The sequence below is a fragment of the Paenibacillus thalictri genome (assembly GCF_004307995.1).
Classification (GTDB): Bacteria; Bacillota; Bacilli; order Paenibacillales; family NBRC-103111; genus Paenibacillus_AF; species Paenibacillus_AF thalictri.
The window spans coordinates 224,701-251,402 of sequence record NZ_SIRE01000015.1 but is presented as its reverse complement, the minus strand read 5'-3'; the positions used below and the strand labels follow the sequence as shown (position 1 = coordinate 251,402).

The following is a 26,702-nucleotide window of genomic DNA, read 5'->3' as shown; positions in this document are numbered from 1 at the left end:
CCTTCACCGGCGAGAGCTTCCGACTCAAACAAGCGATGGAACGAATTCCGCAATAACTCATGTTAACTGGCAAGTGACCTCGGCATTTTTCGCAGCAAAACTCAGCATTTTTCATTTGCAAAAAACATGTGGCGTTATCTTCGGACAGGGGTTCGACTCCCCTCGTCTCCATACAAGTACAAAAAGCATTGACCTTCCGAGGTCGGTGCTTTTTTACATTTGGAGACGCGCGGAGCGGAACGAAGTGAAGTGAGCACGGCATGGACATGTGCGCTAAGGTTGTCATCGGTGAGTGGGCATTTGCGTAAGTAGGATCATCATGTCAATACTCTTCTTGTCTCCAAAAATAAAAAGCAAAGACCCTTGAGGGGGTGCCTTTTTGCTTTATCGAGAAGTATTTATGTCATTTTATGATCTATATGTTATAATTGAGATAAAGGTGGAGTATACTTGTAACAGTTGGAGGCAGCTTTGTACAATATATTGTTCTATGAAGACGAAGATGGGAATAAGCCAGTCGAGAAGTTCATTGACGATCTTGATGCTGCCACTAACAGCAATAAGAATGCAAGGGTTCAACTGGAGCAAATTATCTATTGTTTAAATCGGCTAGAAGATAAGGGAACAAGAGTAGGAGAGAAATTCACCAAACGGATCTCGGGAGACATATGGGAGTTGCGGCCAGGCAGTAATCGAATTCTTTTCTTTGGTTGGAACGGAAACCACTTCGTTTTATTACATCATTTTGCCAAAACGACGCAGAAAACACCGCCGCGAGAGATTGCAATTGCTGAACGACGTATGGGCAATTGGCTTTCTAAAATGAGGAAGGAGTGATCTGGTTTTGAAAAGCTGGAGTGAAAAGAAGAAGGAACTCAAGTCCATAGACCCAATGCGGATGAATGAACTCGAAGCAGTTGCTCAATTGGTAAATGCCATTCATCAAAGGCGTATTGAACTAGGATGGACTCAAACGGAGCTAGCGGAAAAAGCTGGGCTGCATCAAGAGTCTATTGCACGTATTGAGAACGGTGGATCTATCCCTCGCCTAGACACTGTATTTCGACTAGCAATCGCTCTTGGAATGAAAATAAGTTTGCATGGTATGGAAGAGGCTGCTGCGGCAAGTATAGGCTGAATTACGGGGCGCCGCTCGGGTGACATCAAAACCGTGGCTACACCCGTAGAAGCTTATGTGGCGTTATCTTCGGACAGGGGTTCGACTCCCCTCGTCTCCATAATGTAAAAAGGCACTGACCATAGTGGTCGGTGTCTTTTTTCTAGGTGTGTATCAAACCGTAACTACACCCGGAGAAGTATATTGGCTTTACCCTTCGGACAGGGCTTCGATTCTCCCTAGCCTCCGCCACTATAAGTACAATCCGCGATGAGGAGGGTGTTTTGTTGCTTTATATTTGCAGGGAAATTTGATAAAATGTACATATGTTATAAAAGTTATTACTATTATAAGGTATAACTTATTGAGTGTTGGTCATACAATAGAAAGGAAGAATGAACATGAATGGTGTGGTCAAAGTGATAAATGATAAAGAGAATGTGACTCGTTATTCCCGCAAAATAGGACGAATGGGCAATAGCTTAGGTGTTAGCTTGCCTAAAAAATTAGCTGCAAAGTTGAATGTTGCGCTGGGGGACGAAATTGAATTTATTGAAAATGATCGCGGTGAAGTGGTGTTGAAAAAAGCTCGCCAGGGTCAATTACCTGATAATATTCGGTTTGAAGTTCTTGAAGCCTTCTTTGATGTATTTGAAGAAGATAAAGGTATTCTTGAGGACTTAAGGGATAGATGAAAGAAATGATAAACTATCTTACCAAAGAAGAGGTTATTTCAGCACACTATTTTATGATGAAAAAAATGAATGATGCAGAGCAAGCAGGCGTGAGAGATCATGGTCTGCTTGAATCTGCGGTACATAGGCCCCAGCAAAGTGTTTTTGGGGAAGACGCTTATCCAACTTTATTTGATAAGGCTGCAGCCTTACTGGAATCTCTAGTGAAAAATCATTGCTTTCATAATGGTAATAAGCGGACAGCCTATCTGGTTATGAAATCTTTCATGATACTGAACGGATATCATCTACGAATGGAACGGGAATATGCAGTTGAGTTTATAGTAGATATTGCAAAAGGTTTGCATTCGTTAGAGACTATCGCTTATATATTGAATGAACATTCAGAAGAAAGATGATTCAAGATCTACATTGCATCACCCATGTGACTGGGATACGACGTTTGGTCTCCGCTTGGGGTCGGACGTAGGAAGACAATCAGGCTGACCCAACGCGTAGTCGGTTACGGGGCGACGCTCGGGTGACATCAAAACTGTGACTACACCCGTAGAATCTTATGTGGCGTTATCTTCAGACAGGGGTTCGACTCCCCTCGTCTCCATATGCTAAATCCACAAAAACGAAAAGGAGCTTGAGAGTTAAAGCATAACTTTGCCGAAGGTGCTATACAAAAAAAGTCCCCATGGGGGACTTTTTTTGTATATTCCTTAGAATAAGGGGAGAATTTAGAGTGAATAGTGTTGGCGAAAGAATTAAGCATATTTGAAAAGTCAATAACATGACCCAAATTCAATTTTCCAAAGCAAAGCCTCCATTTGATATGCTTTATGAAATAAAGAAAAATTTTGAAATCGATTTAGAGCGTGTCTTCAAACTATAAAAAACGGTAAGACTGTCATTGCCGATCGAGGTTATGACATGAACAACATTCTCGAACTGATTAAGGAGCACCAAGCGATCGCCGTCATTCCTAGTCGAAAACATCGCAAAATCCAGCGAAAGTGTGATTGGTGGCTCTACAAAAAACGCCATCTCGTGGAATGTTTATTCAACAAACTCAAACATTATCGCAGGCTGGCACTCGTTACGATAAACTTACCTGTACATTTGTGGGCTTTTTATCACTGGCCTCTATTTTGTTATGGTTAAATTAAGTTTGAAGACACGCTCTAGATTGGCTTATCATGGGCCAATTTCTTAATGGGATTGATAAAGCCGCAGAATGCGAATTACCGCAAAAGTTTCGAATTCTTGATCCCCGTACAAAACACGAAATATTAGAGTTCTTGGAATTCAAAAGAACACGTGTGACAAAAAATTAAAAAGCCAATGGAACTTTTCCTTTGGCTTTTTAATTGGTGAAATAACGAAGAAATAATAAAAAAGATGGCGATGAAAGATATGGGAAACTCCGGTTGTGAGGTTGCTATTGTCCCTATAATAGTTAGAGGCCACACTAGTTATTCTCCATTTTTTTCTATATAAACCGACACTTACTATTAAGAGGATGATATAATAGTGCTAATTACACATAGGAGTTGACCTCGCAAATTATGTACCAAGTCCCTAAAAATATTTCTACAGCCCTTATACTTTGTCTTCTTCTCGGTTCGTTTGGTGCTCACCATTTTTATTTAAGAAGGTATAAGCTCGCAATTTTATATCTTTTATTTTTCTGGACTTATGTACCATTGATTATCTCACTTATCGAGCTTTTTTTTATACCTTCGCGAGTTCGTCAGTTTAATTTGGAGAATTCAAATAGCAACTTTACCAAAGAAGAAGTTAACATCAAAATGACTAAACCTGCTGTTAGAATTAAAGAAAATAACAAGCACCCACAGCAAAGATGCCTGCCTGATGGTGGTTATAACTTAAAGGATTTTCCAATTGACATTCTAAGTGGTAAACGCAAGGCACAAATTCACTCTAGAGGCGGTTTAGAATTTGAAATTACCCACTCAGGTCATTTTGATAGATTTTATGAACAATCCTGTAAGTACCGCAATCATACTGTAAAGAGTGCTGCCTTCGAACCTTTTCATACCTACTGGCCTACTTTTGAAAGTATGTCTAAGTATCAACAACAATGGTACTTCTATTGGCGTGAACAGGTTGTTAATGGCAACTACCCAGATACCGATTTAAGTTACATTTTCCTATTTACATATGAATTGATGGCTTATTCGTTCGAACCAAACCCAAATAAATCCGTTGCACTGCTCATACGGATGTATGAAGCGAATCAAGAAAGATATCCCAAATTAAATACGTATTTACCTGAATGGATTGGGGATTTGTTTTACGAAGGTGGCAGGAAAGACCTGGCGGAAGAGTGGTATTCCCGTTCATCCATTCGTTCTGCTTCACATGCGGGACAGTATGAGGCGTTTGATCGTTTTAATGCAGCTGAAATGTTTGCTAAGATTCCATTCCGACTTTGGAAAAAGCAATTTATTTATTACAGGACAAATCAGTTTAACGAGGAACATGCCCAACTGCTCACTAGAGCTTATAAAAAAGCATTTGACGAGACAAACCTGTATTATCTAGAATCCAGTGGCAAAACGTTAATCGATCACTGGTTTCCAAAGCAAAAGTCAGAATCGGCCCATTTATTTCGATCCGCAGTTATTATAAGTACTAGATCTGCCGCTGTTAAACATGTGATACGCCGCGGTCCGACATCGCAAACCCATCATGAATTAAATGCTTTGATTCGATTTGTCGAGAATCTGGTCAGAGCAAATCAGGGCATTAAGAGGAAGATAAAGGTGGATGAAGGAATGATCCCTGAAGCTTTACAAAAACGACTGGAACAGCGCTTCTCCTTAGTCCAAAAATCAACTTTAGGAACTAATCCAACTATTATACCGCCGGAACTGACCGCAAATCATGCAGAACCTTTTGAATTAAACACAGGTTTAATTGCTCAATTAAAACTCGATAGCGAGGCTATTCAATCGGCTCTGCAAGTCGAAGACGTGGAGACTCTGGTCCACCAAGAAGCTGCGGTTTCAACTCAAAATGTTGAGCAGGACAAGCCTTTACACGAAACTGATAACGAAAATCCGCTGGCTTCACTAGGGAGTGGTGCTTCGCAAGAAGTTGCTTCATTTGCTATGCACCTGACAGACCATGAACGCGAATTCCTGACTATGTTCACTGATGAAATTGAATCGATCGAAAGTTGTACTGCCTTCGCTAAAAAGCGAGGAATGATGCTTAATACGCTAATTAATACAATTAACGAAAAAGCTGTCGAGCACCTAGGTGATGTCCTATTAGAGGAAGATGGAGACAACTATATCGTCGTTGTTGATTTTATCGATATTATTGATGAAGTAATCAACTAGGAGTGGTAAGAGTGATAAGGAAAAAAGAAAGTAATGCCATTCTACAATCTCTTTCAGGTGGAGTGGTGCCAAGAACAGGTCTGGAGCATATCATCGTTGGTCGTCGTCAAGAGACAGAACAAGTCATGAGGGAGCTAGCTCAGGTTAGAGATGGAGCTTCGGTTATCAAATTCTTTATCGGGGATTTTGGTAGCGGTAAGAGCTTCATGTTATCGATTGTTAGACACATTGCGTTTAAAGAGAAGTTTGTAGTTGCTGACGTAGATTTTACACCTGAAAGACGCTTGTATGGTGGTGAAGGTAAGGCTATAGCTACTTACTCCGAATTTATGAAAAACTTATCTACAGCAACGCGGCAAGACGGGGGAGCATTACAAACCATAATAGAACAATGGATAACGAATGTGCAGTTTGCTGTTCAGCAAGAGAACAATTTGACGGATATTAGCTATGACGATCCAAAGTTTGTAGCGGCAGTGAAGTTGAAAATTAGCAGTGTCCTGTCCCAACTTGAGGATTTAGTGGGCGGGTTTGACTTTGCTAAAATACTGGGCAGTTATTTTGATGCTTACATTCAAGATAATCGTCATCTACAAACATGTGTCCTTCGTTGGCTTCGAGGGGAATACGCAACAAGAACTGAAGCAAGAAATGACCTTGGCGTAAGGGACATTATTGATGATCAGAACTGGTACGACTACTTAAAGTTATTTTCTAAATTTGTAACGCATGTAGGATACTCAGGACTTGTAATCAATTTTGATGAGGCAATTAATTTATACAAAATTAGCCATGCTCAAACTAGAGAAAAGAACTACGAAATTATTTTGAGTATGTTTAACGATATTACTCAAGGGAAAGCGGAGCATATGTACGTCACATATGCCGGCACTTCTGAATTTCTTGAAGATGATCGCCGAGGTTTATTCAGTTACGAAGCCTTAAAACGCCGGTTAGTAACTAATCGATTCGAAACGGCAGAGTTTCGTGATTTAGCACAACCTGTTATTCGTTTATCGACACTTCGGAAAGAGGAATTGTTTGTATTGCTTCAAAAAATTACTTCTATCCACTCCACTCACCATAACTATCAGGAAACTATAACAGAACAAGACCTAAAAGGCTTTTTATTATCCATCTATTCAAGACCCGGCGCTGAGGCTATGATTACTCCTGGAGAAGTCGTAAGAGATTTTATTGGAGCTCTTAATGTCTTACATCAAAATTCAGCTATGGATTGCACAACTATTTTTAAAAAGGTTTCCGATTCGCTTCACCAGTCATCAGCACAAGCCACAAACGTGCTACAACGATTTCAAAAGACTAATCAATAAGGAGAGCACTGAGGATGTCCGCATTTGAATTGCTATCTCCAAAAATAAAAAAAGCAATATGGGATCTTAAGTGGCCCGCTCTACGGCCAATCCAAGAAGTGGCTATCCCGCTAATATTGGAAACAACCGATCATTTGGTATTATCAGCTGCAACCGCTTCAGGAAAGACCGAAGCGGCTTTTTTGCCGATTCTTAGCGCTATTGAGCAATCAGGCCAGGATTACCTAAGGGTACTGTATATAGCTCCGCTAAAAGCTTTGATTAATGATCAATTTGAGCGAATTGAAAGACTTTGTGAGTATGTTGATGTTCCGGTTCATAAATGGCATGGGGACGTATCTGGAAATGACAAAAAGAAGTTTATCAATACACCCGCAGGTATTTTGCAAATAACACCAGAGTCACTTGAGAGTCTCTTTATTAATCGCTCCACCTTTCTGCAGTCATTATGGAAGCAAGTCTCGTATATAGTGATCGACGAGATCCATGTTTTCCTGGCTACGGAGAGAGGGGCGCAACTACGTTCATTGTTATTTAGAGTTCAAGAGTATGTGGCAAATCCCACTCGTATTATTGGCTTATCGGCAACAGTGAATGATCCGGATGGTTATATTGCGAATTGGTTATCCCCCGAGGGACCTGATCAAGTGAAGGTTATACAATCGGATGATGGAGATAAAGAAATATTCTATGCCTTGCACCATTATCCAAACGAGGAGCAAGGTAAACTACCTTTGGAGCTTTATCGGGACATAAGAGATCTTACAAAAGAGTACTCGAGCATGATTTTCGCTAATGACAGAGGATTAGTTGAGGAAACAGCAGTACTCTTAAACCGTTTAGCAGAGCATGAAGGAGCTCCTAGAGACTATCTTGCTCATCATTCATCTATTGATAAGTCCGAGCGGGAGTATGTGGAAGAAATACTAAAAACGGCGAACAGACCGAAGTCCGTAGTTTGTACGGCGACGCTTGAATTAGGTATTGATATCGGCAGTATGGATATGGTGATTCAAATTGATTCGACCTTTTCGGTTGCCTCACTTAAGCAGCGAATCGGTAGAACTGGTCGTAGAGATGGTATGTCGCAAATATTACAGATATATACAACAAAGGCCAGTCACTTACTTCATGCCGTTGCAGTAACGGAGTTATTTCTTGAGAAATGGGTAGAGCCACCGCAAGCTTATGCGAAGCCCTATGATGTATTGTTCCATCAAATATTGTCTATATGCTGTGAGCGAAATGGTTTGTATCTGGATGACCTGATGGATTCTATCCTACGCAACCCGGTTTTTCAAGTGATTCCAAGAGGACATATCGTTGATTTAGTAGATCATATGATAAAAAAGGAATATCTCGAGTTAGTCCCGGGAGCACAAGAGTTTATAGTAGGACTCGAGGGGGAACGGATTCTTCGGAGCAGGGAATTCTATAGTGTTTTCTCCGTTCAAGAAGAATATGAAGTATTTCATTTGAATCGAAGAATTGGTGCTGTAGATAAAACGCCTGCTGTCGAGGTTGGAAATAACCTCATTCTAGCCGGGAAGCTCTGGTCAATTGAATCAGTGGATAGTAATAAAGATAAGATTTATGTGGTACCGGCTGTAGATGCCAAAAGACCTGTTTTCCTTGGATCTGGAGGAGCGATTCACCGAATGATTAGCGAGAAAATGCAAGAGGTGCTTTGTTCGAATCATTTGTATTCCTACTTGAACGATGCCGCGGCGCAGGAATTGAAAGGAATTCGTGAAGTATATGCTCGACTTGGTGTGATGGCAAATCAAAGGGTTATTATCATCGGTAAGAATGAAACCTTAATCGAATTGTTTGCAGGTACCGTGATCTCTAACACGTTGATGTGGATGTTGAGAGTGATGGGAGTCGAGCAAGTGACAACTAATGGGTTGGGTCATATTAAGATTGTAGGACGCCAGGACGGCATTCTAAAATTGCTGGAGTCTATTACAAAAAGGGAATGGAACAGTCAGGAGTTGTTAAGTGTAACGTTTCCCCAAGAGATATATAGGACGAAGTTTTCATTTTATTTAAACGAGGAGCAGCAGAAAGAATTGCATGTGTCTGCGATGGTGGATGTCGAGAGGACAGTGGAGTTTTTGAGCGACAAGCAGTTCATTGTATTCACATGCTGAGTTAATAGGCTAATACCTATATACAATAACAGTTTGTGTTGAGATACTTTAATAGGATATCGGAATGGATAATTATATCATTTTACAATTGACGGCGTAAGTTGTCCTGATGGTGACGGACAAACTGTCCGCTCGTGACGAAGAGAAAGAGAGAATCACGGTAATTCTCCCTGGATGACTCACTTGATTATATGATCGTCGATGATGCGATGTTTGTTTTGCGAACCGTAGATTAAAGCGTGTGTACAAACTTTGTTGATCAGTCTGGCGGCACCACTTGAGAAGCTGTAGATGTCATTGATCGCACCATCGGTGAAGATGTCATGCTCAGCGCCAGCGAACGTCATGTGACGACGGATGTAATCGCCGGTCTGAGCCCGATCGTAATGCGGAAGCTTGCACTGCAGGTCGATTCGCTGACGGATAGCTGCATAAGCCTGTAGGTTCATCCGATCCCAGAGCTCGCTTTGACCAACCAAGATGAGTGCCATGGGACTCTGCGCATCCATCTTGAAGTTGAGCAGGAAGCGTATTTCTTCTAGCATTTCGCGATCCAAGAGTTGCGCCTCGTCGACGACAACAACGGGGGAGAGCCTGTAAATGCCACGCATGAGCTCGATCTCGCGATGCAATTGGCGTTTGGCATCGCCACGGTAAAATTTCGATTCGCAGCCGAGCTGCTCGAGTAACTCTTTGTAAAAATGCCGCGGGGTCAGCTTCGAATCGGACAAGTAGAGCACCTTGTACTTGGCTGGATCGAGCACTTCGGTGTATCGTCGAATCGTCGTCGTCTTGCCCGTGCTGCAATCGCCGGTTACAACTGCGAACCACTGCCGGTGAGTGTCCAAGACCGTAAAAGATTCAAACATGGCCGTCCTCCTTGTTCACCCGGCGATAGGCCACAACTGTGACGAGACAGAACAAAGGGGACATGTTCTAGAACAGGGTAGGATGACAGGCTTCCATCGTTTTACTGATTTGATGATGAAGTCTTACTTGCGTATATTACTCGAGAACAGGGCTGGGAAATAACTACGGGAGGTGTTTAAATCAAGCAACCTCCCCTAAGATCCTCAACATCGCGCAGCGGCGAATTGTGGATTTCCCAAGCCACGGTTCGCTTTTCTGAGCCTTTATCCATACAAACCCACAACTGTTAAGGTTGGACAGAGGTTCGATACAATCTCAGTTCAAATACAGAAGTGAACACTATTTTATGTCAGTACTCTTCATTCGCGTCTTGGTGACGTTTTGAAGGTACTGATGTTATTATTTTTATGGTTAAACCACTACTGCATTATTTGTTATTATTCAGAGGTTTTATGAAGAACCAGTAGAATTTAAATTGTAACGCTGTCGACTGATGAACATTATGAACTAGCAGTAACAAATAAAATGTAAAGAAGGTGAAAAGATTGAGAGAAATGCAACTACATGATTTTTTAATAACAAATTCTGATCTGATTGAAGAACAACTTGAATTTATTTCCCAAGAGTTCCGAATTGGATCTTACCGTTGCGATCTGCTCTTTAAAGATCGGAATGGTAGGCAATTGTATGTTGAAGTAAAATTGAAAGTTGACGATAGAGCTGTAGGACAATTGTTAAGATATGCAGGTTTGGTAGACGATAACAACGCACGATTCATGTTGGTAGGACTAACCTTCGTTCATGGACTGAAAGAAGGCCTAACTAAGCATGGATATGAACATAGGGAGATTCAACTGGCGGCGCGAGAAATTTCAATTACCGTTAAGCACCCAACGCTTTCGAGAGGAGAGTCTAAATTTCATTCTCCAGACGAAGTCATAGCGTCATTTAAGAGTTCTGTTACACAAACGATCGCCAAAAATATCTTTGACCATGTAGACCAAATATCTGACACTTACTATTACATTTCAGACGGAATTATGTTTAAACGTAAGGGCAGAAATTATAAATTTCTTTCTATATCAACAGTACAAGATAGATTGTTAATTCATGTTCCTGTGAAGAAGAGGGACATAATTTTCAAACAGTTTCAATCGGGAATAAAAATCTATTTGCCGATTGATAAAAGAGACAAGAATCAAATCGATATTCAACTTAAGGATATAGCTTCTATGGAATCCCTAGTCCCAATAATTCAAATGGCTTATGAGGAGAGAGAGTAAATTATACACGATTAAATTAGAAGGGAGGATTTTCAATCTTATTGAATATAAATCAATGGGAGTTATTTTGGCAATTTACGTAAAGGGGAATAACAATGATTCATTCCTATAAGAATGACGAATTTGGTTACGATGATTGGTTATTAAATAACCGGCAGGGGTTTGTATTTAATTATTGCTACACACCAACATTAAACAAGCTTCATCGTGCTAACTGCTCCTTTCTTAACCGTGTTAAGGATTTGGGTTCAAGAACTACATTTGAAAAGCTATGTTCCGTAACCTATGTTGAGCTTGAACACAAAGTCGAAGAATTGTGTGGTCATAATGGGTGGTCTAAATGTGGCCATTGTTTCAAGTAAGTTAATAAGTAAAATTGAAGAAATAAACGAGATTCATGCTACCTCCCCAAAAATCTTCAGTAACACGTCGCGGCGGATTATGGATTTACCAAGCCAAGGTTCGTCCCCATATGTAATTCCACAAAAACGAAAAGGAGCTTTCCCACTGAAGTACGGCGGCAAAGCTCCTTTTTGTATTACATCGCTTAGCTTGGCCATCTTCTGCAAGAAAGTTGGCCGCGTAAAGTCTTTGAAAAAGCCCTGATGAAGCGCTAGATTATGGATTTGCCGAGCCGCATTGCGTCTCCATAAAGACAAAAAACACATCCAGTGTGATAGGTGTTTTTTGTCTTTTTTTGCGAATTTCACTGGATTACTTCCGCTAGCTCAGATAAGGTGTATCTTTGATTGACCCAGGCCACGGCCCGTCCCCATACAAGAACGAAGCCTCTGACCGAGGCCGTGGTTTTTGTTTTACAATACTTTTGGATGTATATTTAGAATGGATGAGGGTGGTGAAAAGAGATGATTCTTATAAAGCGCATATATGATCCGATTCATGAATTCGATGGAAAGCGAATTCTAGTAGATCGGCTGTGGCCGAGAGGCGTTTCGAAGGAGAAGGCGGCGATTGACGAGTGGATGAAGGAGGTTGCGCCAAGCCACGAATTGAGGAAATGGTTTCATGAGCATGCGAACTTCGACGAGTTTAAGGAAAAATATCGAAAAGAGCTTAAGGGGGACGAATCGAAGATTGTGTTTTTAAAGCAATTGCAGAAATGGGCAGATGAAGGCACTGTAACGTTACTGTATTCGGCAAAAGATGAAGTGCAGAATCAAGCTGTATTTCTATCTGGAATTATACATGAAATTGATAATGTATGAAGATACGTTGAGGGCGATGTTATGGTGACGCCGTCTTTAGAGCAAGCTCTACTGGATAAATGAGGCGTCATGCAGCGGCGAATTGTGGATTTACCCACCCACGCTTCGTCTCCATAAGTATGTTGAGAGGGTATGCCTGCAAGGGTACGCTCTTTCCTTTTTTACAATCTCGTCCTTGAGCTTGTCGAATTGAGTTCGGGTGCTTTCGTGCCATACATCCCTCCAAATGAGAATAGACCAAGGGGGTATCTCTGTGCGTCAATATTATAGTACATCGGGTGCTATACGGGTTTTGACAGCTAACAATCCCACAGTCTCCGGCTCCTCGGCAAAAAGAAAACGTCTTATCGTCCGCCCGTCGGTTCCCTCACATTCTACTGGAATGCGTCTGCTGTGCATCCATTCATTTTTTGAGCCCCATAGAGTATTAGAGTTTCATCGTGCATGCGATCCTTCCTGCCGGATGGGAATAGTCCAAAGAGATAATTTCCTTGGGTGAACTCTATCTTGAAATCATGAAAATCAGATATAATAATGGGAGTTGTTCACAGTTAGATTCGAGGTGTCGGCCCATGATTCTGAGTACCAAACTTCATATCCCGCAAACGCGGCGCGATGACCTTGTTGAGCGAGCGGCGATCACCGAGCTATTAAATAAAGGATTAAAGAGCAAACTTACATCCGTAACGGCACCGGGGGGGTACGGCAAAACAACAGCTTTGAGTCAGTGGCTGCAGCAATCCGCCATACCTGCCGTATGGATTTCCTTGGGCCCTCAAGATAATGACCTGATTGAGTTTTGGAGCTATACGATCGCTGCAGTTAATAGTAAGCACCCCCAATTTGCGGAAGCGGTCACCCCCCATTTGCCATCTTTAAAGTCGGGAGCGTTTGAGCCATTCATCTCAGCCATGATTCACGAGCTTAACGGCTATTCGGATGAATTGGTCATGATTTGGGACGATTATCACGCGATTGATCTTGCTTCCATTCACAAGTCTGTGGCTTATTTTCTTGCGTATTTGCCCGCTCACATCCACCTCTACGTAACAAGTCGGGTTGAAATGCCCTTTCCTACGGCAAGGCTGCAGACGACCGGCCAAATGGTGAAAATCACGATTCAGGAGCTGCGATTTCAACTTGCGGAGGGAATTCGTTACTTTCAGAATTGCATGGGATTGTCCCTGTCGGGAGAAAAGATAGCTGATCTGGTCGACCGCACGGAGGGATGGATCAGCGGACTGTATCTTGCGGCCATTTCGCTGCAAAGAAGCGGCAATTATTCGGACTTTATCCGCGGTTTTAGCGGGGAACACCGCAACATATCCGATTATCTGTTTCAGGAGGTTTTTAGTCTCCAGCCGAGTGAGATTCAGTCCTTCCTATTGGAAACTTCGATCGTAGACAGGATAAACGGCCCGTTGTGCGAGACGGTTACCGGACACGCGAATTGTCAGGAGCTGCTGGAAATGCTGGAACAGCATAATTTGTTCATTGTTTCATTGGATGATCAGCGGCAATGGTATCGCTATCATCATTTGTTTTCCGATTTTTTACGGAAGCTTTTCCGGCAGAGGTATGCGGGACAATCGAAGGAGTTTCATGTCAAGGCAGCTCATTGGCTTGAGGAGCACGGATTTTTGGAAGAAGCGGTAGAACAACTGTTTATGAACGGGCACCATCACGAAGCAAGCATTCTGATCGAAAAGCATCTGCAAAACCTTCATGCGAAGAGAGGGGGGCTTTATCGATGGTTGCGCGATCTACCGGAAAGCTGTTTTACTGGAAAACCGAGGATTCAGTTTCTTTATGTCAAAGTGATGGTGGAAACCAATGAAATGGAGTTGGCACAAGCCAGGCTTCGGCTAATGGAGGACAAGCTATCGGTTCCGGAATGGAAATCTTACGCAGGGACGGTTCATTTTTTGTCAGCGGCTGTTTCTTTTTACCGAAGAGACTTTCGGCGAGCAAATGAATATTTTGAGATATTTGATCGGCATACGCCGGAGGGCAGCTACATCCAGATGATTGAAGCGAACTCGTTTTCGATGTATTTCGACACATTATTGAGCTTTTTCAAAAATTTGCATGATGCGGAGAGATTCTTTTCTAAATGGATTAAAGTATGGGAAGATAGAGACAATTACCCCTACGTCGGTTTTTTCTACAATACGTACAGTTTGCTGTTATATGAATGGAACCGCTTGGAAGAGGCTGAAGTTTATGCGGAGAGGGTACTGAGGTCAACGTGCATGCAGCCCTATGCTCTTATTCTGTTAAGTGCTTCTGTCAATGCTGCGCGGATCTGTCAGGCCAAAGGAGATTCGGCTAAAGCGCTTGAATTGCTTGAGCGGGTTAAACCTAAGATCGATTCAGTGGACAAAACCATGTTTATGAGAAGGATAGAGGCGGAGAAGGCAAATTTGTCGCTTGCGAACGGTTCTTTCGATGAGCGTTGGCTGCAAACATGCGGCATCAAGCATACCGATACGATCCCGCTTGGTCCGATCAAAGAGTATCTTTATTTGGCAAGTGCGCTTATGGAGCACCGGGAAGTTGATGAAGCTTTGCAACTGCTAGAACAATTGTACCGGCTTGTCGATAAGGCTGATCGGACCTGGGATAAGGTTAAGGTGACCATCCTGCAAAGCATGGCTTTTTATCGAAAAGGAGATTTGACGAACGCTGTAATGAAGCTGGAAGCGGCACTCCAATTGGCGGAACCGGGAAAATACATCCGTAGTTTCGTGGATGAAGGGACAAAGATGGCTGAAATGCTGCGTGAATATATCCGGCAAAGGCAGATGGGCGTTAACCGTAAGTCTGCGAGCATGCTCTACGCCAGGGAATTGCTTCTGCTGATGTCGGATCTTACGAATGAGACTGCAGGCTCGGGAATCCTTATCACGAAACAGGAATTAAAAATATTACGGATGATTGACATGGGGCTATCGAATAAACAGATCGCCGAACAACTTCAAATCACAGCCGAAACGGTCAAGAGCCATCTAAAAAGTGTGTATAGAAAACTTCATGTGAATAGCAGAGAACAGGCTCTGGAGCAAGGAAAACAATTAAAATGGTTGTAGAGAGCAGTTTATCACAGTAGAGGAGATCATCATTATACAATACATATTAGCATGAGGATATCCCCCATAATTTTAACGTTCCTCCCCCTTAGATGGGGGATTTTTTTTGTTTTGAAACCGTCCTATATTAGGACTAGATTGGCGCAATTCGACAATAGTCGCAATATCGCTGATTGTAATCATACTAATTAAATGAAGAGGTGTATATGTAAATGGAAATTTGCAAGTCCAGGCTAATGTTCTGGTTAGCCAGGCCGGGAAGGATAGCTCTTGCATGCTTGCTAAGCATGCTGCTCATCCCTGTTATGGGTACGGGAAAAACAGCCCACGCGGCAGGCCTGTCCATTGATACCGTTGCCGGGAATGGTAATGCCGGTTTTTCTGGAGATGGAGGCGCCGCGCTAGATGCGCAATTGAATACTCCATTTGGCCTAATCGTAGACAGCAGCGGGAATCTCTACATAGCGGATGCGGCAAATAACCGGATACGGAAGGTCGATACGTCCGGGGTAATCAGCACCGTTGCCGGCGTAGGGACAGCCAGCTACTCTGGAGATGGAGGAGCCGCGGTTGCAGCTGAATTAAATAGTCCGAAACGCGTAGCGCTAGACAGTAGCGGGAATCTCTATATAGCAGATTCACTAAATAGCCGGATACGGAAAATCGATACGTCCGGGACGATCAGTACCTTTGCCGGGACGGGGGTTAATGGCTATTCTGGAGACGGAGGCGCCGCGACTGCGGCAAAACTGGGTAGAGCGTCTGGCGTGGCTGTAGACAGCAATGGGAACGTCTATATTGCCGATTATGGTAACCATCGCATACGGAAGGTAGATACGTCCGGAATGATCAGCACCGTTGCCGGGACGGGGACCGGCGGCTATTCCGGAGACGGAGGCGCCGCGACTGCGGCTAAATTGAATAGTCCACTAAGCGTGGCGGTAGACAGTGCAGGAAATCTGTATATAGTGGATTTAAGTAACAGCCGGATACGGAAAGTCGATACGTCCGGGAACATCAGCACCGTTGCCGGGACAGGGACATCCGGCTATTCTGGAGACGGAGGCGCCGCGACTGCGGCTCAAATCTCCGGTCCAACGGAGATGGCCGTAGACAGCAACGGGAATCTCTATATCGCGGAACAAGGGAATAGGCTGATTCGGAAAGTGGATGCGTCGGGGAACATCAGCACCATTGCCGGAACGGGGGTTAGCGGCTATTCGGGAGACGGAGGCGACCCGACTGCGGCTCAGTTGAATAACCCGGCTGCCGTGGCGGTAGACAACAGAGGGAGTCTCTATATCGCTGATTCGTTTAACCACAGAATACGGAAAATGGGATTATCCTACGCACTGAGCTTCAACAGCAATGGCGGTTCAGCAGTGAATAGCCAGGCGATCAATTATAACGGCACTGGAGCACAACCAACCGCGCCGACAAAGGCCGGTTACACGTTTGCTGGCTGGTACCGTGATAGCGGTTTGACGAATGCGTTCGACTTCGGCAGCGCGATTACCGGGGATACGACGCTGTATGCAAAATGGACGGTGAACAAGTACACGCTGACCTTTAACAGCAATAGCGGTTCAACGGTAAGCAGCCAGACGCTTGACTACAATAGCACGGCAGTACAACCCGTCTCTCCGACGCGGGCCAGTTATACATTCGCCGGCTGGTATCGTGACAGTGAGTTGACGAATGCATTTAACTTCAGCAGCATGATTACCGGCGATACGACGCTGTATGCGAAGTGGGTCCGATTGTCCATCGACCTCGTTGCCGGGACAACGGCTGGCTACTCTGGAGACGGAGGCGCCGCGATTGCGGCTCAAATGCTCAATCCTGCTGGCATGGCCATAGACAGCGGCGGGAATATTTATTTCGCGGATTTAGCTAATTACCGGATACGGAAAATAGATACGTCCGGGACGATTAGCACTGTTGCCGGGACAGGGACTGGTGGATATTCCGGAGATGGAGGTCCAGCGACTTCCGCTCAATTGTGGATTCCAAGTGGTGTGGCTGTAGACAGCAGCGGGAATCTCTATATAGTGGATGGTAATAGCGACATACGGAAAGTCGATACGTCCGGGAACATCAGCACCGTTGTCGGGACAGGGACTGGTGGATACTCCGGAGACGGAGGCGCCGCGACAGCGGCTGAGTTGTTTTTTCCACAAGGCAACATAGCGGTAGGCAGCGATGGGAGTCTCTATATCGCGGATACATTTAATCATGTGATACGGAAAGTTGATGCGTCCGGGACGATCAGCACCGTTGCCGGAACGGGGGATAGTGGATATTCCGGAGATGGAGGTCCAGCGACTGCCGCTAAATTGAATATGCCTTATAGCGTGGCCATAGACAGCAGCGGGAATCTGTATATATCGGATTCGCAAAATAACCGGATACGGAAAGTGGATGTAACAGGTACGATCAGCACCGTAGCCGGGGCGGGGGGAGCTGGCTACTCTGGAGATGGAGGTATCGCGACTGCGGCTCAATTGAATGTGCCAAATGGTGTGGCAGTAGACAGCAGCGGAAATCTCTATATCGCGGATTCAAGGAATCTCCGGATACGGAGAGTAGATTCTTCGGGGACGATCAGCACCGTTGCAGGGACGGGTGCTCCCGGCAATTCGGGAGATGGGGGTGCCGCGATTGCGGCTAAATTGAATAGTCCACAAGGCGTGGCCGTAGACAGCGGCGGGGTACTTTATATAGCGGATACAACGAATAACCGGATACGAAAGTTAGGATTACTATATACGCTGAGCTTCAACAGCAACGGGGGTTCGGTGGTCGCCAGCAAGGATGTGTCTGGCGGCAGCGCGGCAACAGAACCAACCGCGCCGACACAGACCGATTACCAGTTTGCAGGCTGGTACAGCGACAGTGGTTTGACCCATGCGTTCGACTTCAACAGCGCGATTACCGGCGATATGACGTTGTATGCGAAGTGGGCGACCATCAGCTATACGGTCAGCTTCACCAGCAACGGAGGATCGGCGGTAACGAGCCAGACGGTAGACATCAACGGCACAGCCGCAGAGCCAACTGCTCCAATCAAGACGGGCTACACCTTTGCGGGCTGGTACAGCGACAGCGATTTGACCAATGCGTTTAATTTCAATGGCGCGATTACCGGCAATACGACGCTGTACGCGGAGTGGACGATCAACAGCTATACGGTTAGCTTTAATAGCAACTATGGATCGGAGGTCACGAACCAGACTGTAACCTACAATACGAACGCGAGCGAACCGTCCGTGCCGACGAGGGAAGGGTACACCTTTGGCGGCTGGTACAGGGAGCTCGGATTTGTGAATGCGTTCGATTTCAACAGCGCGATTACCGGCGATACGACGCTGTACGCGAAGTGGACCATCGACAGATACACGGTCAGCTTCAATAGCAATGGGGGATCGGAGGTAACGAGTCAGACGGTAACCTATAGTTTGAGTGCGAGTGAACCGTCCGTGCCGACGAGGAGCGGGTATACCTTTGGCGGCTGGTACAGGGATAGCGGCTTGGCGACGGTGTATGACTTCAACAGCACGGTTGCCGGCAATACGACGCTGTACGCGAAGTGGACGATCAACAGCTATGCGGTCAGCTTCGCCGGAAACGGGGGAACGGAGGTCACGAACCAGACGGTAACCTACAACACATATGCGAGCGAACCGGTCGCGCCGACGAGGAGCGGGTACACCTTTGGCGGCTGGTACAGCGAAAGTGGTTTTGCGACTGTGTTCGATTTCAACAGCGCGATTACCGGGGATACAACGTTGTACGCGAAGTGGACGGTCAACAGTTATACGGTCAGCTTCACCAGCAACGGGGGATCGGAGGTCACGAGCCAGACGGTAACCTACAATACGTATGCGAGCGAACCGATTGCGCCGACGAGGAGCGGGTACACCTTTGGCGGCTGGTATAGCGAGAGCGGCTTGGCGACAGCGTACGACTTCAACAGCGCGGTTACTGGGGATACGACGCTGTACGCGAAGTGGACGATCAACAGTTATACGGTCAGCTTCACCAGCAACGGGGGATCGGTGGTAACAAGCCAGACGGTAACCTACAATACGTATGCGAGCGAACCGATTGTGCCAAAGAAGACGGGCTACACCTTTGGCGGCTGGTACAGCGATAGCGGCTTGGCAACAGCGTTTGACTTCAACAGCGCGATTGCCAGCGATACGACACTGTACGCGAAGTGGACGACCAACAGTTATACGGTCAGCTTCACCAGCAACGGGGGATCGGTGGTAGCAAGCCAGACGGTAACCTACAACACGTATGCGAGCGAACCGGTCGCGCCAACGAAGACTGGCTACACCTTTGGCGGCTGGTACAGCGATAGCGGATTTGCGAATGCGTACGACTTCAACAGTGCGATTACCGGGGATACGACACTGTACGCGAAGTGGACGACCAACAGTTATACGGTCAGCTTCACGAGCAACGGGGGGGCGGTGGTAGCGAGCCAGACGGTAACCTACAACACGTATGCGAGCGAACCGATTGTGCCGACGAAGACGGGTTACAGCTTTGGCGGCTGGTACAGCGAGAGTGGTTTGGCGACAGTGTTTGACTTCAACAGCGTAATTACCGGCGATACGACGCTGTACGCGAAGTGGGCGATCAACAGCTATACTATTAGCTTCATCAGCAACGGGGGATCGGTGGTAGCGAGCCAGACGGTAACCTACAACACGTATGCGAGCGAACCGGTTGCGCCAACGAAGAGCGGGTACACCTTTGGCGGCTGGTACAGCGATAGCAGCTTGGCGAATGCGTACGACTTCAACAGTGCGATTGCCGGCGATACGACGTTGTACGCGAAATGGACGATCAACAGTTATACGGTAAGCTTCACCAGTAATGGGGGATCGGTGGTAACGAGCCAGACGGTAACCTACAACACGTATGCGAGCGAACCGGCCGCGCCAACGAAGAGCGGGTACACCTTTGGCGGCTGGTACAGTGAGAGCGGTTTGGCGACAGCGTTTGACTTCAACAGCGCAGTTACCGGAGATACGACGCTGTATGCGAAGTGGGCGACGGTACCGGTGACGGGAGTGACGCTGGATAAGAATGCACTGACACTGACGGTGGGAGGTGGCACAGCTGCGCTGACCGCGACCGTATTGCCGAGCAATGCAACGAACAAAAATGTAACATGGGAGAGCAGCAATACATCGGCAGCGACGGTGGACAGCAGCGGCGTGGTCACGCCGGTAGCGGCCGGAACGGCGACGATTCTCGTGACGACGGCAGACGGAAGCAAGTCGGCGACAAGCACGGTGACTGTAAACGCGCTGACCAGCGCCGCAGTGCCGAGCATTGATACGCAGCCAGCGGATCAAACAGTAAATGTAGGAGGCAGCGCTACCCTGACCGTATCGGCCAGCGGAGGAGCCGCGCTGAGCAACCAGTGGTACAGCAGCGCGACGAACAGCGCCATTGGCGGGACGCCGATTAACGGGGCAACGGGCGCGTCCTATGCAGCACCGACCACAGTTACAGGAACGACGTACTACTACGTCGTGGTGACGAACACCGACAGCAGCGCGACAGGCAGTAAGACAGCAGCAGCAGCAAGCCGAGTAGCCAAGGTCACCGTCAATACGGCTTCGCCTTCCGGACCCACGGCGGCGCCTACGGGGCTTGCAGCAAACGCCGGGAACGGGCAAGTTGCGTTAGCTTGGAACGGTGTACAAGGAACTGTCACCTACAATGTCTATGCGGGGACGGCTTCCGGTGCCTATGGCTCAACCCCCATCGCGACAGTGAGCGGTGCGACTTATAGCTATACGGCAACAGGCCTGACAAACGGGATGACCTATTACTTTGCGGTAAAGGCGAACAGCACAGAAGGAACCAGCGGCTACTCCAACGAAGTCAGTGCGAAGCCGGCAGCTGCAACACCGGTCGCATCCAGCAATGCAAAATTGAGCGGATTGGCGCTTTCGAGCGGCACATTAAGCCCGGCATTTGCCGAGGGCATAACGAGCTATACTGCAAGCGTTGGGAACAGCATAAGCAGCGTTAAGGTAACGCCGAGCTCCGCCGACAGCAGCGCCGTAATAACGGTGAACGGAACAACTGTGGCGAGCGGGCAGGCGTCGAGCGCGGTGGCTCTCAATGTGGGCAGCAATCCGATTACCGTGTCCGTGACGGCGCAAGACGGAATAACCACGCAGACGTACACCGTAAACGTGACTAGAGCTGCAGTCATCAACGCCAGCTCTGGCACTCCGATCCAGGTGACGACGGAACCGGTCAGCATTACTGTTCCTTCGGGCGCAACTAATGTCGAGGTGAGTGTCGCAACGACAATAGTAGGGTCGACGATGGAAGCGACGCTGCCATTAATGGAAGTGCAGGCGGCTACCTCGCTGGGGAATGTGGGCGTATCGATACCTTCCGGCACAACCATCACAGCTCCCGCCAACTGGAATGGCAGAATTAAGATGCCGCAGGTGCAAAGTGCCAGCAGCGTAACGGTTAGTGGCGGCAGCGTTAGCTTCGTTATTGAAGTCGGAGCGGCAGATATCCCCTTAACGTTCGACAAGGCGGTGCGTCTGTTAGTCCCGGACCAAGGGGGCAAGTCAGCCGGCTATGTGCGAAATGGCGTATTTACGCCAATTACGGGGACGATTACGGCAGATACTCAGACAGCGGCAGATAACGAAATTGCTGCCGGCGGAGACGCAGTCATTACGGTGGGCAATGACCTTGTCATTTGGACGAAGCACTTTACCCAGTTCGCCGGCTACACGAAAGTCGCTTCTACGAGCACAGGAAGCACAGGCACATCGGGCGGTCATGGTGGCGCCGCAACCAACTCTGCAACGATTGCGGCCGCCACTGGCGGTACGGCAACGCTGAACGGAGTCACCATTGAGGTGCCGGCCGGAGCGATGGCGAGCAGCTTTACAATGACGATAAATCAAGTAAGCGATACCTCAAGCCTGCCCGTCCTAGAGAGCGCTTTGCAGCTGGCAAGCGAGGTGTACGAGATCAAAAAAGACATGGATGGGGATTTTAGCAAACCGGTCGTCATTACGCTGCCTTTTGACAAGATGAAGATAGACTTTACGAAGTCGACAGCAGGTGTATATTGGTTGAACGAGCAAACCCGCAAGTGGGTGCAGCTGGATAACCTGAAAGTCGACGAAGCGAAGGGAACGGCATCCGGCTCGGTGAGCCATTTCACCAAATTTGCCGTGCTGGCCTCGGACAAAGCGAAAACCGAGGAGAAGCCTGGACTGCAAACAAACGTAACGAATTTTAGCGATATCCAGGGACACTGGGCAGAGGCCAATATTAAGCAAGCGGTAAGCATGGGCATCGTCAGCGGCTATCCGGACGGCACCTTCATGCCGGATCATACCGTGACGCGCGCGGAATTTGCAGTTATGCTGATGAATGTGCTGAAGCCGCAAGGAAACGCAGAAACGCTGACGTTCACGGATACGGCGAAGATCGGCTCTTGGGCACAGAAGTCCGTTGCACAGGCGGTACATGCAGGCATCATTACAGGTTATGAGGACAGCACTTTCCGTCCGGATGCCGAAATTACTCGCCCGGAGATGGCCGTGATGATCGCCAAGTCGCTGGGACAGTCCGTTGAAGTGACAACGGCAACAGGCTTCGCGGACGACAAGGACATTCCAGCATGGTCGAAGGGCGCAGTGGCGACCCTGAAAACGCTTGGCATTATCGAAGGCAAAGGCGCCGACGAATTTGCTCCTGTAGCTAAGACTACGAGGGCAGAGGCGGTTTCGGTTCTGCTGAAGATGCTGGCGCAAAAGAGCAAGTAAATGAAATTGTTGCAGGGCTGCTTTGAAGTCAAATTCAAAGCAGCCTTGTTTTTGAAGTTGGACAACATGCATATCAACATCGAAAAGCGTTTCAGCACCGGATTGGTAAGAATGCGATGCGGCCGCCAAATCCTGGAGAAGGGTTATGCTGCAAAAAACGAAAAGTAACCAGCCCCACACGCTGCCCAAAGCTTGGGACTGTGCTGAATAACAAAGTCGTATTCGATGGATAAGGGCAAAATGGCTGATCTCGTTGACGTGGTTAAAGGCTGAACGTTATTCCTGTTTTCGAAGAGGGGCGTGCGGCAGTTTATGAGGGGACGCGAAAAGCTATTGAATAAATGAAGTTCGCGCCGGTTGAGCCTACCGCGACGATATGGTTGATCCTGGCGGCGGCTGTAAATTCTGACCTCGGCGGGCGGTGCACCTTCCGGATTAATCCATCTGATTCCTTAAATAGAATTGTTTTCCATTCAGGGGTTTCTGCAGCAGCGTCAAGGTATTGTGTAGCGCAGGAACTAGAGGTTTTTTTGCAGTTGCATGTTTTCTTAATCTTTCTATTTTGCATGCGGAATTTTCCTTATACTCCCTATACCTTTTTAACAAGCAAAGGCCACGGATTCAGGTAAACAGTATCTCTCCTCTTCAAACTGCGTAACAATACGCTCGGCACCACGTCTGCTCCAAAACAGCGAAAATCCAATTAAGTTTCGTATGTTAATTTACAGTTGATTGACAGCCTCTATGTCACCGTATGTGCAATACTTCTGACTTATGCTAGAATAATGAGAAAAGCTCCTGATCGAAGCGCTTTCGAAGAAGTACATTCGTGTTTTAGCGATAGCTTTCTTGCAATACTAGCCCTCTTGAGCTCCGCTCAAAACTTATAAACTCTAGTATTATAACAAACAGTAATACTGATGTCGGGAGAAGGCCCCGGTTATGACCTATTTGACCATTGATCTGGTGGTAATGGCGATTTCGACCGTGATTACGGTATTTATCGGAATCTATGCCTATGAGAACAGACGCGAGCATGGAGCTCGTTATTTGGCATGGGTTATGCTGTTTGACTCTTTAAATTCGTGCGGGTCCATTTTCGAGAGGATTAGCGATACATTAACGGAAAAACTGTATTGGTTTAACTTCAATCAATCGGCCCACATTTTCACAATTCCGTATTTTCTGTTTTTTGTGTTGGAATACGTTGGCCAGCAGCGGTTGTTGAGATCGAGTAAAATATTTGCAATTCTAATATATTTCGCCTTATGGGTGTCGCTCATATGGACGGACTCGTACCATCATCTGCTCCGCTATGACATCAAGCTGCAGGAAGACGTGCTGACATTTTCCAGTACGGGATTATCCGTATGTTTGAATATATTCGGTTTTATGGCGTTGTTTGCAGCGTTATGTTATTTGGGCGTCTACTCCGGGAGATCCGGTTCGCTGGCGCGCAAGCAAATGGTATGGATTTGGCTATCCGTAACGCTTCCCATATTGTGGGTTATTGTAGGGCTGGTCAATCCGTTGCCGCCAATATTATGGGGCCTGTATACTGCAGTTATCAACGGAATCATGGGTCTGTGCCTGTTTTTGGCGATTTTTAAGTACAAGCTGTTAAAGACCCTTCCCATTGCCAAGGACCAAGTCGTCGAAATGATGCTGGACGGGGTTCTCGTAGCAGATGAAACAGGCGCGGTGATCGACAGCAATGCGTCGGCTCGCCGATTGTTCGCCGGGAGGGCTGTAAGCTCAGCCGAATTGGCCGGGAGGAGCATCGAAAAGCTCCTTGCTCCATGGCCGCAGTGGCGAAACGCTTGCGAACGCATGCAGCAGGACGAGCTTGAAATTGAAATCGGCGAGAAGGAACAGAGTAGAGTTTATACGGTCAAGGTTGTCCCCTTGCATTCCGCCAGCAAGAGGAAGCTGGGCACGGTATCCGTAATGTCGGACATCACGGAGAATCGCAGGCGCTATGAGCAGATGGAGCAATTGAATCGCCTCAAGGACGAGCTGTTCGCCATCGTTTCCCATGACATACGTGATCCGCTGGCCGTATTGCTGAATTTGACGGAAATGCTGGAAGAAGAAAGGCCTCGGCTAAGCGAGGAGAGCGGCGAAGTATTTGACGCCGTCAAGGAGAAGGTGACGAACGCGTATGCGATGGTGGAAAATTTGCTGGAATGGGCCCGCAGCCAAAGAGGCGGGATGACCCTTCATGCGCGTTCAATCGTCCTGTCTTCTGTTGTGCAGGAAGCCGCCAAGCTGTTGCAAAGCAAAAGCGAAGTCAAGCATATCCGTATCCGCAATGAGGTTCGGGACAATATTCAGGTGTGTACGGACAGAGAGGCGGTTAGTTTGATCTTACGCAATCTGCTCTCTAACGCCGTCAAGTATACAAAACCCGGCGGTGTTGTATGCGTTGATGCGGAAGAAACGGATGAAAAAGTCGTCGTTACGGTCAGAGACAACGGGGTCGGAATCGGACCGGAAAGAATGAAGCTGCTGTTCGGAGGCGCTCCTGTGGGGTCATTCTCAGGAACCTTAGGGGAACGCGGAACCGGAATCGGTCTGCTCGTGTGCAAGGAGCTTGTGCAGAGAAGCGGAGGAGAAATAGGGGTGAACAGCGCCCCGGGGGAAGGAAGCATGTTTTATTTTTCATTGCCACGGGTTATTTCATAATTCGCTCGGTGCTTACTGGTTAGGGTGAGAGTATTGAGAGTGATATTGGTTGATGATGAGAAGGCTATGTTAATTATCCTGAAGCGGTTGTTGTCCCAAATTGAAGGTGTGCGCTTATTGGGACTCAAACTTGAGAATGGAGTAACGTCATTCACGGATGTGAAGACGGCGGATTGGTATAACAGCGCGATCAACACTGCGTATGCGTACCACTTAATCGAGGGCTTTGAAGACGGTACATTCCGTCCGATGGACAAGGTCACGCGGGAACAGGCGATGGTTATCCTCTCCAAAGCGATGAAGATCACTGGACTGAAAGCCAAGCTGCCGGTTCAATTGGCGGATGAAGCGCTTCTTCCGTTTAGAGACGCGGCAGAAGTATCTGTATGGGCGCAAACTAGCGTTGCGGATAGTGTGCAAGCTGGCGTTGTATCAGGAAGAAGCACTACTGAGCTCGCACTGAAGGATTGCATGACCAGAGCCGAAGTTGCAACAATTATTCAGAGACTGCTGCAATATTCTGGTCTGATTTAAGTGGAGAATATCCTCCGAGCAATTGAAATATGACTCATCATCCCTTCCCAGCAGGATATTCAAGATGCTGGAAGGGATTTTTTTTGGAGCAGTACTCTGGTTGTTCGTGAGGATGGTAGGATGGAGCGTTTTAGTACTGATGGCTGCATAGATGAATTGAGCTCGTTTTTTTAAAAATGAGCGATACCCTTCAGAATTCATGAAGGTTTTTTATTGTTTCGAAAACAGGCTCCTCCGCTGGAATGGAATTAGTGAATATGCCCTGTGTGTTCATACAGGAACATTTCCCCACAGCTCATAAACATAGTGTTAGGAGGGTAATAACCTATGCAAAGAAAATACGATTGCTCTGAATCCCGAACACCACCGGATTGATCGGTTCTGGGTAAAACTTCCGTTTTCAGCAAAGATAGAACCCTCATCCCTAAGCGGTGACGAGCTTAAGCGCCCCTGGCCTTTAATGTGGACGGTTTCGAAGCAAAGGGTGAGATTTTCTTCAACGAATCGCCTGTACCGCCTGAGCCGTAC

General features: G+C 46.8%; 14 protein-coding genes and 1 pseudogene. 14 read left to right on the top strand and 1 reads right to left on the bottom strand.

Annotated elements, in window-relative coordinates; genetic code table 11:
* Positions 1-471: 471 nt before the first annotated feature.
* The 8 genes and pseudogenes from EYB31_RS21615 to EYB31_RS21580 all read left to right on the top strand — a co-directional run bounded on the left by EYB31_RS21615 (position 472) and on the right by EYB31_RS21580 (position 8,655).
* Positions 472-837, top strand: a complete 366-nt coding sequence (locus tag EYB31_RS21615; protein ID WP_165452536.1) for a type II toxin-antitoxin system RelE/ParE family toxin — start codon at positions 472-474, stop codon at positions 835-837.
* Positions 838-844: 7 nt separating this feature from the next.
* On the top strand, positions 845-1,138 hold the full coding sequence (locus EYB31_RS21610) for a helix-turn-helix transcriptional regulator (RefSeq protein ID WP_131015479.1): 294 nt from the start codon (positions 845-847) through the stop codon (positions 1,136-1,138).
* 380 nt (positions 1,139-1,518) lie between these two features.
* Positions 1,519-1,812 (top strand): AbrB/MazE/SpoVT family DNA-binding domain-containing protein, encoded by a 294-nt coding sequence (locus EYB31_RS21605; protein WP_131015478.1) that lies wholly within the window; start codon positions 1,519-1,521, stop codon positions 1,810-1,812.
* Between the two features lie 5 nt (positions 1,813-1,817).
* Positions 1,818-2,210: a type II toxin-antitoxin system death-on-curing family toxin gene (locus EYB31_RS21600; RefSeq protein ID WP_131015503.1), complete on the top strand. Its 393-nt coding sequence runs from the start codon at positions 1,818-1,820 to the stop codon at positions 2,208-2,210.
* 469 nt (positions 2,211-2,679) lie between these two features.
* Positions 2,680-2,961 (top strand): annotated as a pseudogene (locus tag EYB31_RS41565) (transposase); the annotation flags it as partial.
* Positions 2,962-3,365: 404 nt separating this feature from the next.
* Positions 3,366-5,168 carry a TerB N-terminal domain-containing protein gene (locus EYB31_RS21590; RefSeq protein ID WP_131015477.1) on the top strand — a complete coding sequence of 601 codons (1,803 nt, stop codon included), beginning with the start codon at positions 3,366-3,368 and terminating at the stop codon, positions 5,166-5,168.
* An 11-nt stretch (positions 5,169-5,179) separates the two neighbouring features.
* Positions 5,180-6,502 (top strand): ATP-binding protein, encoded by a 1,323-nt coding sequence (locus EYB31_RS21585; RefSeq protein ID WP_131015476.1) that lies wholly within the window; start codon positions 5,180-5,182, stop codon positions 6,500-6,502.
* Positions 6,503-6,516: 14 nt separating this feature from the next.
* Positions 6,517-8,655 (top strand): DEAD/DEAH box helicase, encoded by a 2,139-nt coding sequence (locus EYB31_RS21580; protein WP_131015475.1) that lies wholly within the window; start codon positions 6,517-6,519, stop codon positions 8,653-8,655.
* 179 nt (positions 8,656-8,834) lie between these two features.
* Here EYB31_RS21580 and EYB31_RS21575 read toward each other — a convergent pair whose 3' ends face one another.
* On the bottom strand, positions 8,835-9,524 hold the full coding sequence (locus tag EYB31_RS21575; protein WP_131015474.1) for an ExeA family protein: 690 nt from the start codon (positions 9,522-9,524) through the stop codon (positions 8,835-8,837).
* A gap of 555 nt (positions 9,525-10,079) precedes the next feature.
* Here EYB31_RS21575 and EYB31_RS21570 point away from each other — a divergent pair.
* The 6 genes from EYB31_RS21570 (at position 10,080) to EYB31_RS21545 (ending at position 26,174) form a co-directional block, all read left to right on the top strand.
* On the top strand, positions 10,080-10,808 hold the full coding sequence (locus tag EYB31_RS21570) for an endonuclease NucS domain-containing protein (RefSeq protein WP_240762702.1): 729 nt from the start codon (positions 10,080-10,082) through the stop codon (positions 10,806-10,808).
* An 866-nt stretch (positions 10,809-11,674) separates the two neighbouring features.
* Positions 11,675-12,034 carry a DUF488 domain-containing protein gene (locus EYB31_RS21565; protein ID WP_131015472.1) on the top strand — a complete coding sequence of 120 codons (360 nt, stop codon included), beginning with the start codon at positions 11,675-11,677 and terminating at the stop codon, positions 12,032-12,034.
* A 572-nt stretch (positions 12,035-12,606) separates the two neighbouring features.
* Positions 12,607-15,123: a winged helix-turn-helix domain-containing protein gene (locus tag EYB31_RS21560; protein ID WP_165452534.1), complete on the top strand. Its 2,517-nt coding sequence runs from the start codon at positions 12,607-12,609 to the stop codon at positions 15,121-15,123.
* 212 nt (positions 15,124-15,335) lie between these two features.
* Positions 15,336-22,955 (top strand): InlB B-repeat-containing protein, encoded by a 7,620-nt coding sequence (locus tag EYB31_RS21555; protein WP_476703871.1) that lies wholly within the window; start codon positions 15,336-15,338, stop codon positions 22,953-22,955.
* A gap of 942 nt (positions 22,956-23,897) precedes the next feature.
* A complete protein-coding gene (locus EYB31_RS21550) occupies positions 23,898-25,640 on the top strand; it encodes a sensor histidine kinase (protein WP_131015469.1) in 1,743 nt (580 codons plus the stop codon).
* Between the two features lie 39 nt (positions 25,641-25,679).
* Entirely contained in the window at positions 25,680-26,174 is a 495-nt protein-coding gene (locus EYB31_RS21545; RefSeq protein WP_240762700.1) for an S-layer homology domain-containing protein, read from the top strand.
* Positions 26,175-26,702 lie beyond the last annotated feature (528 nt).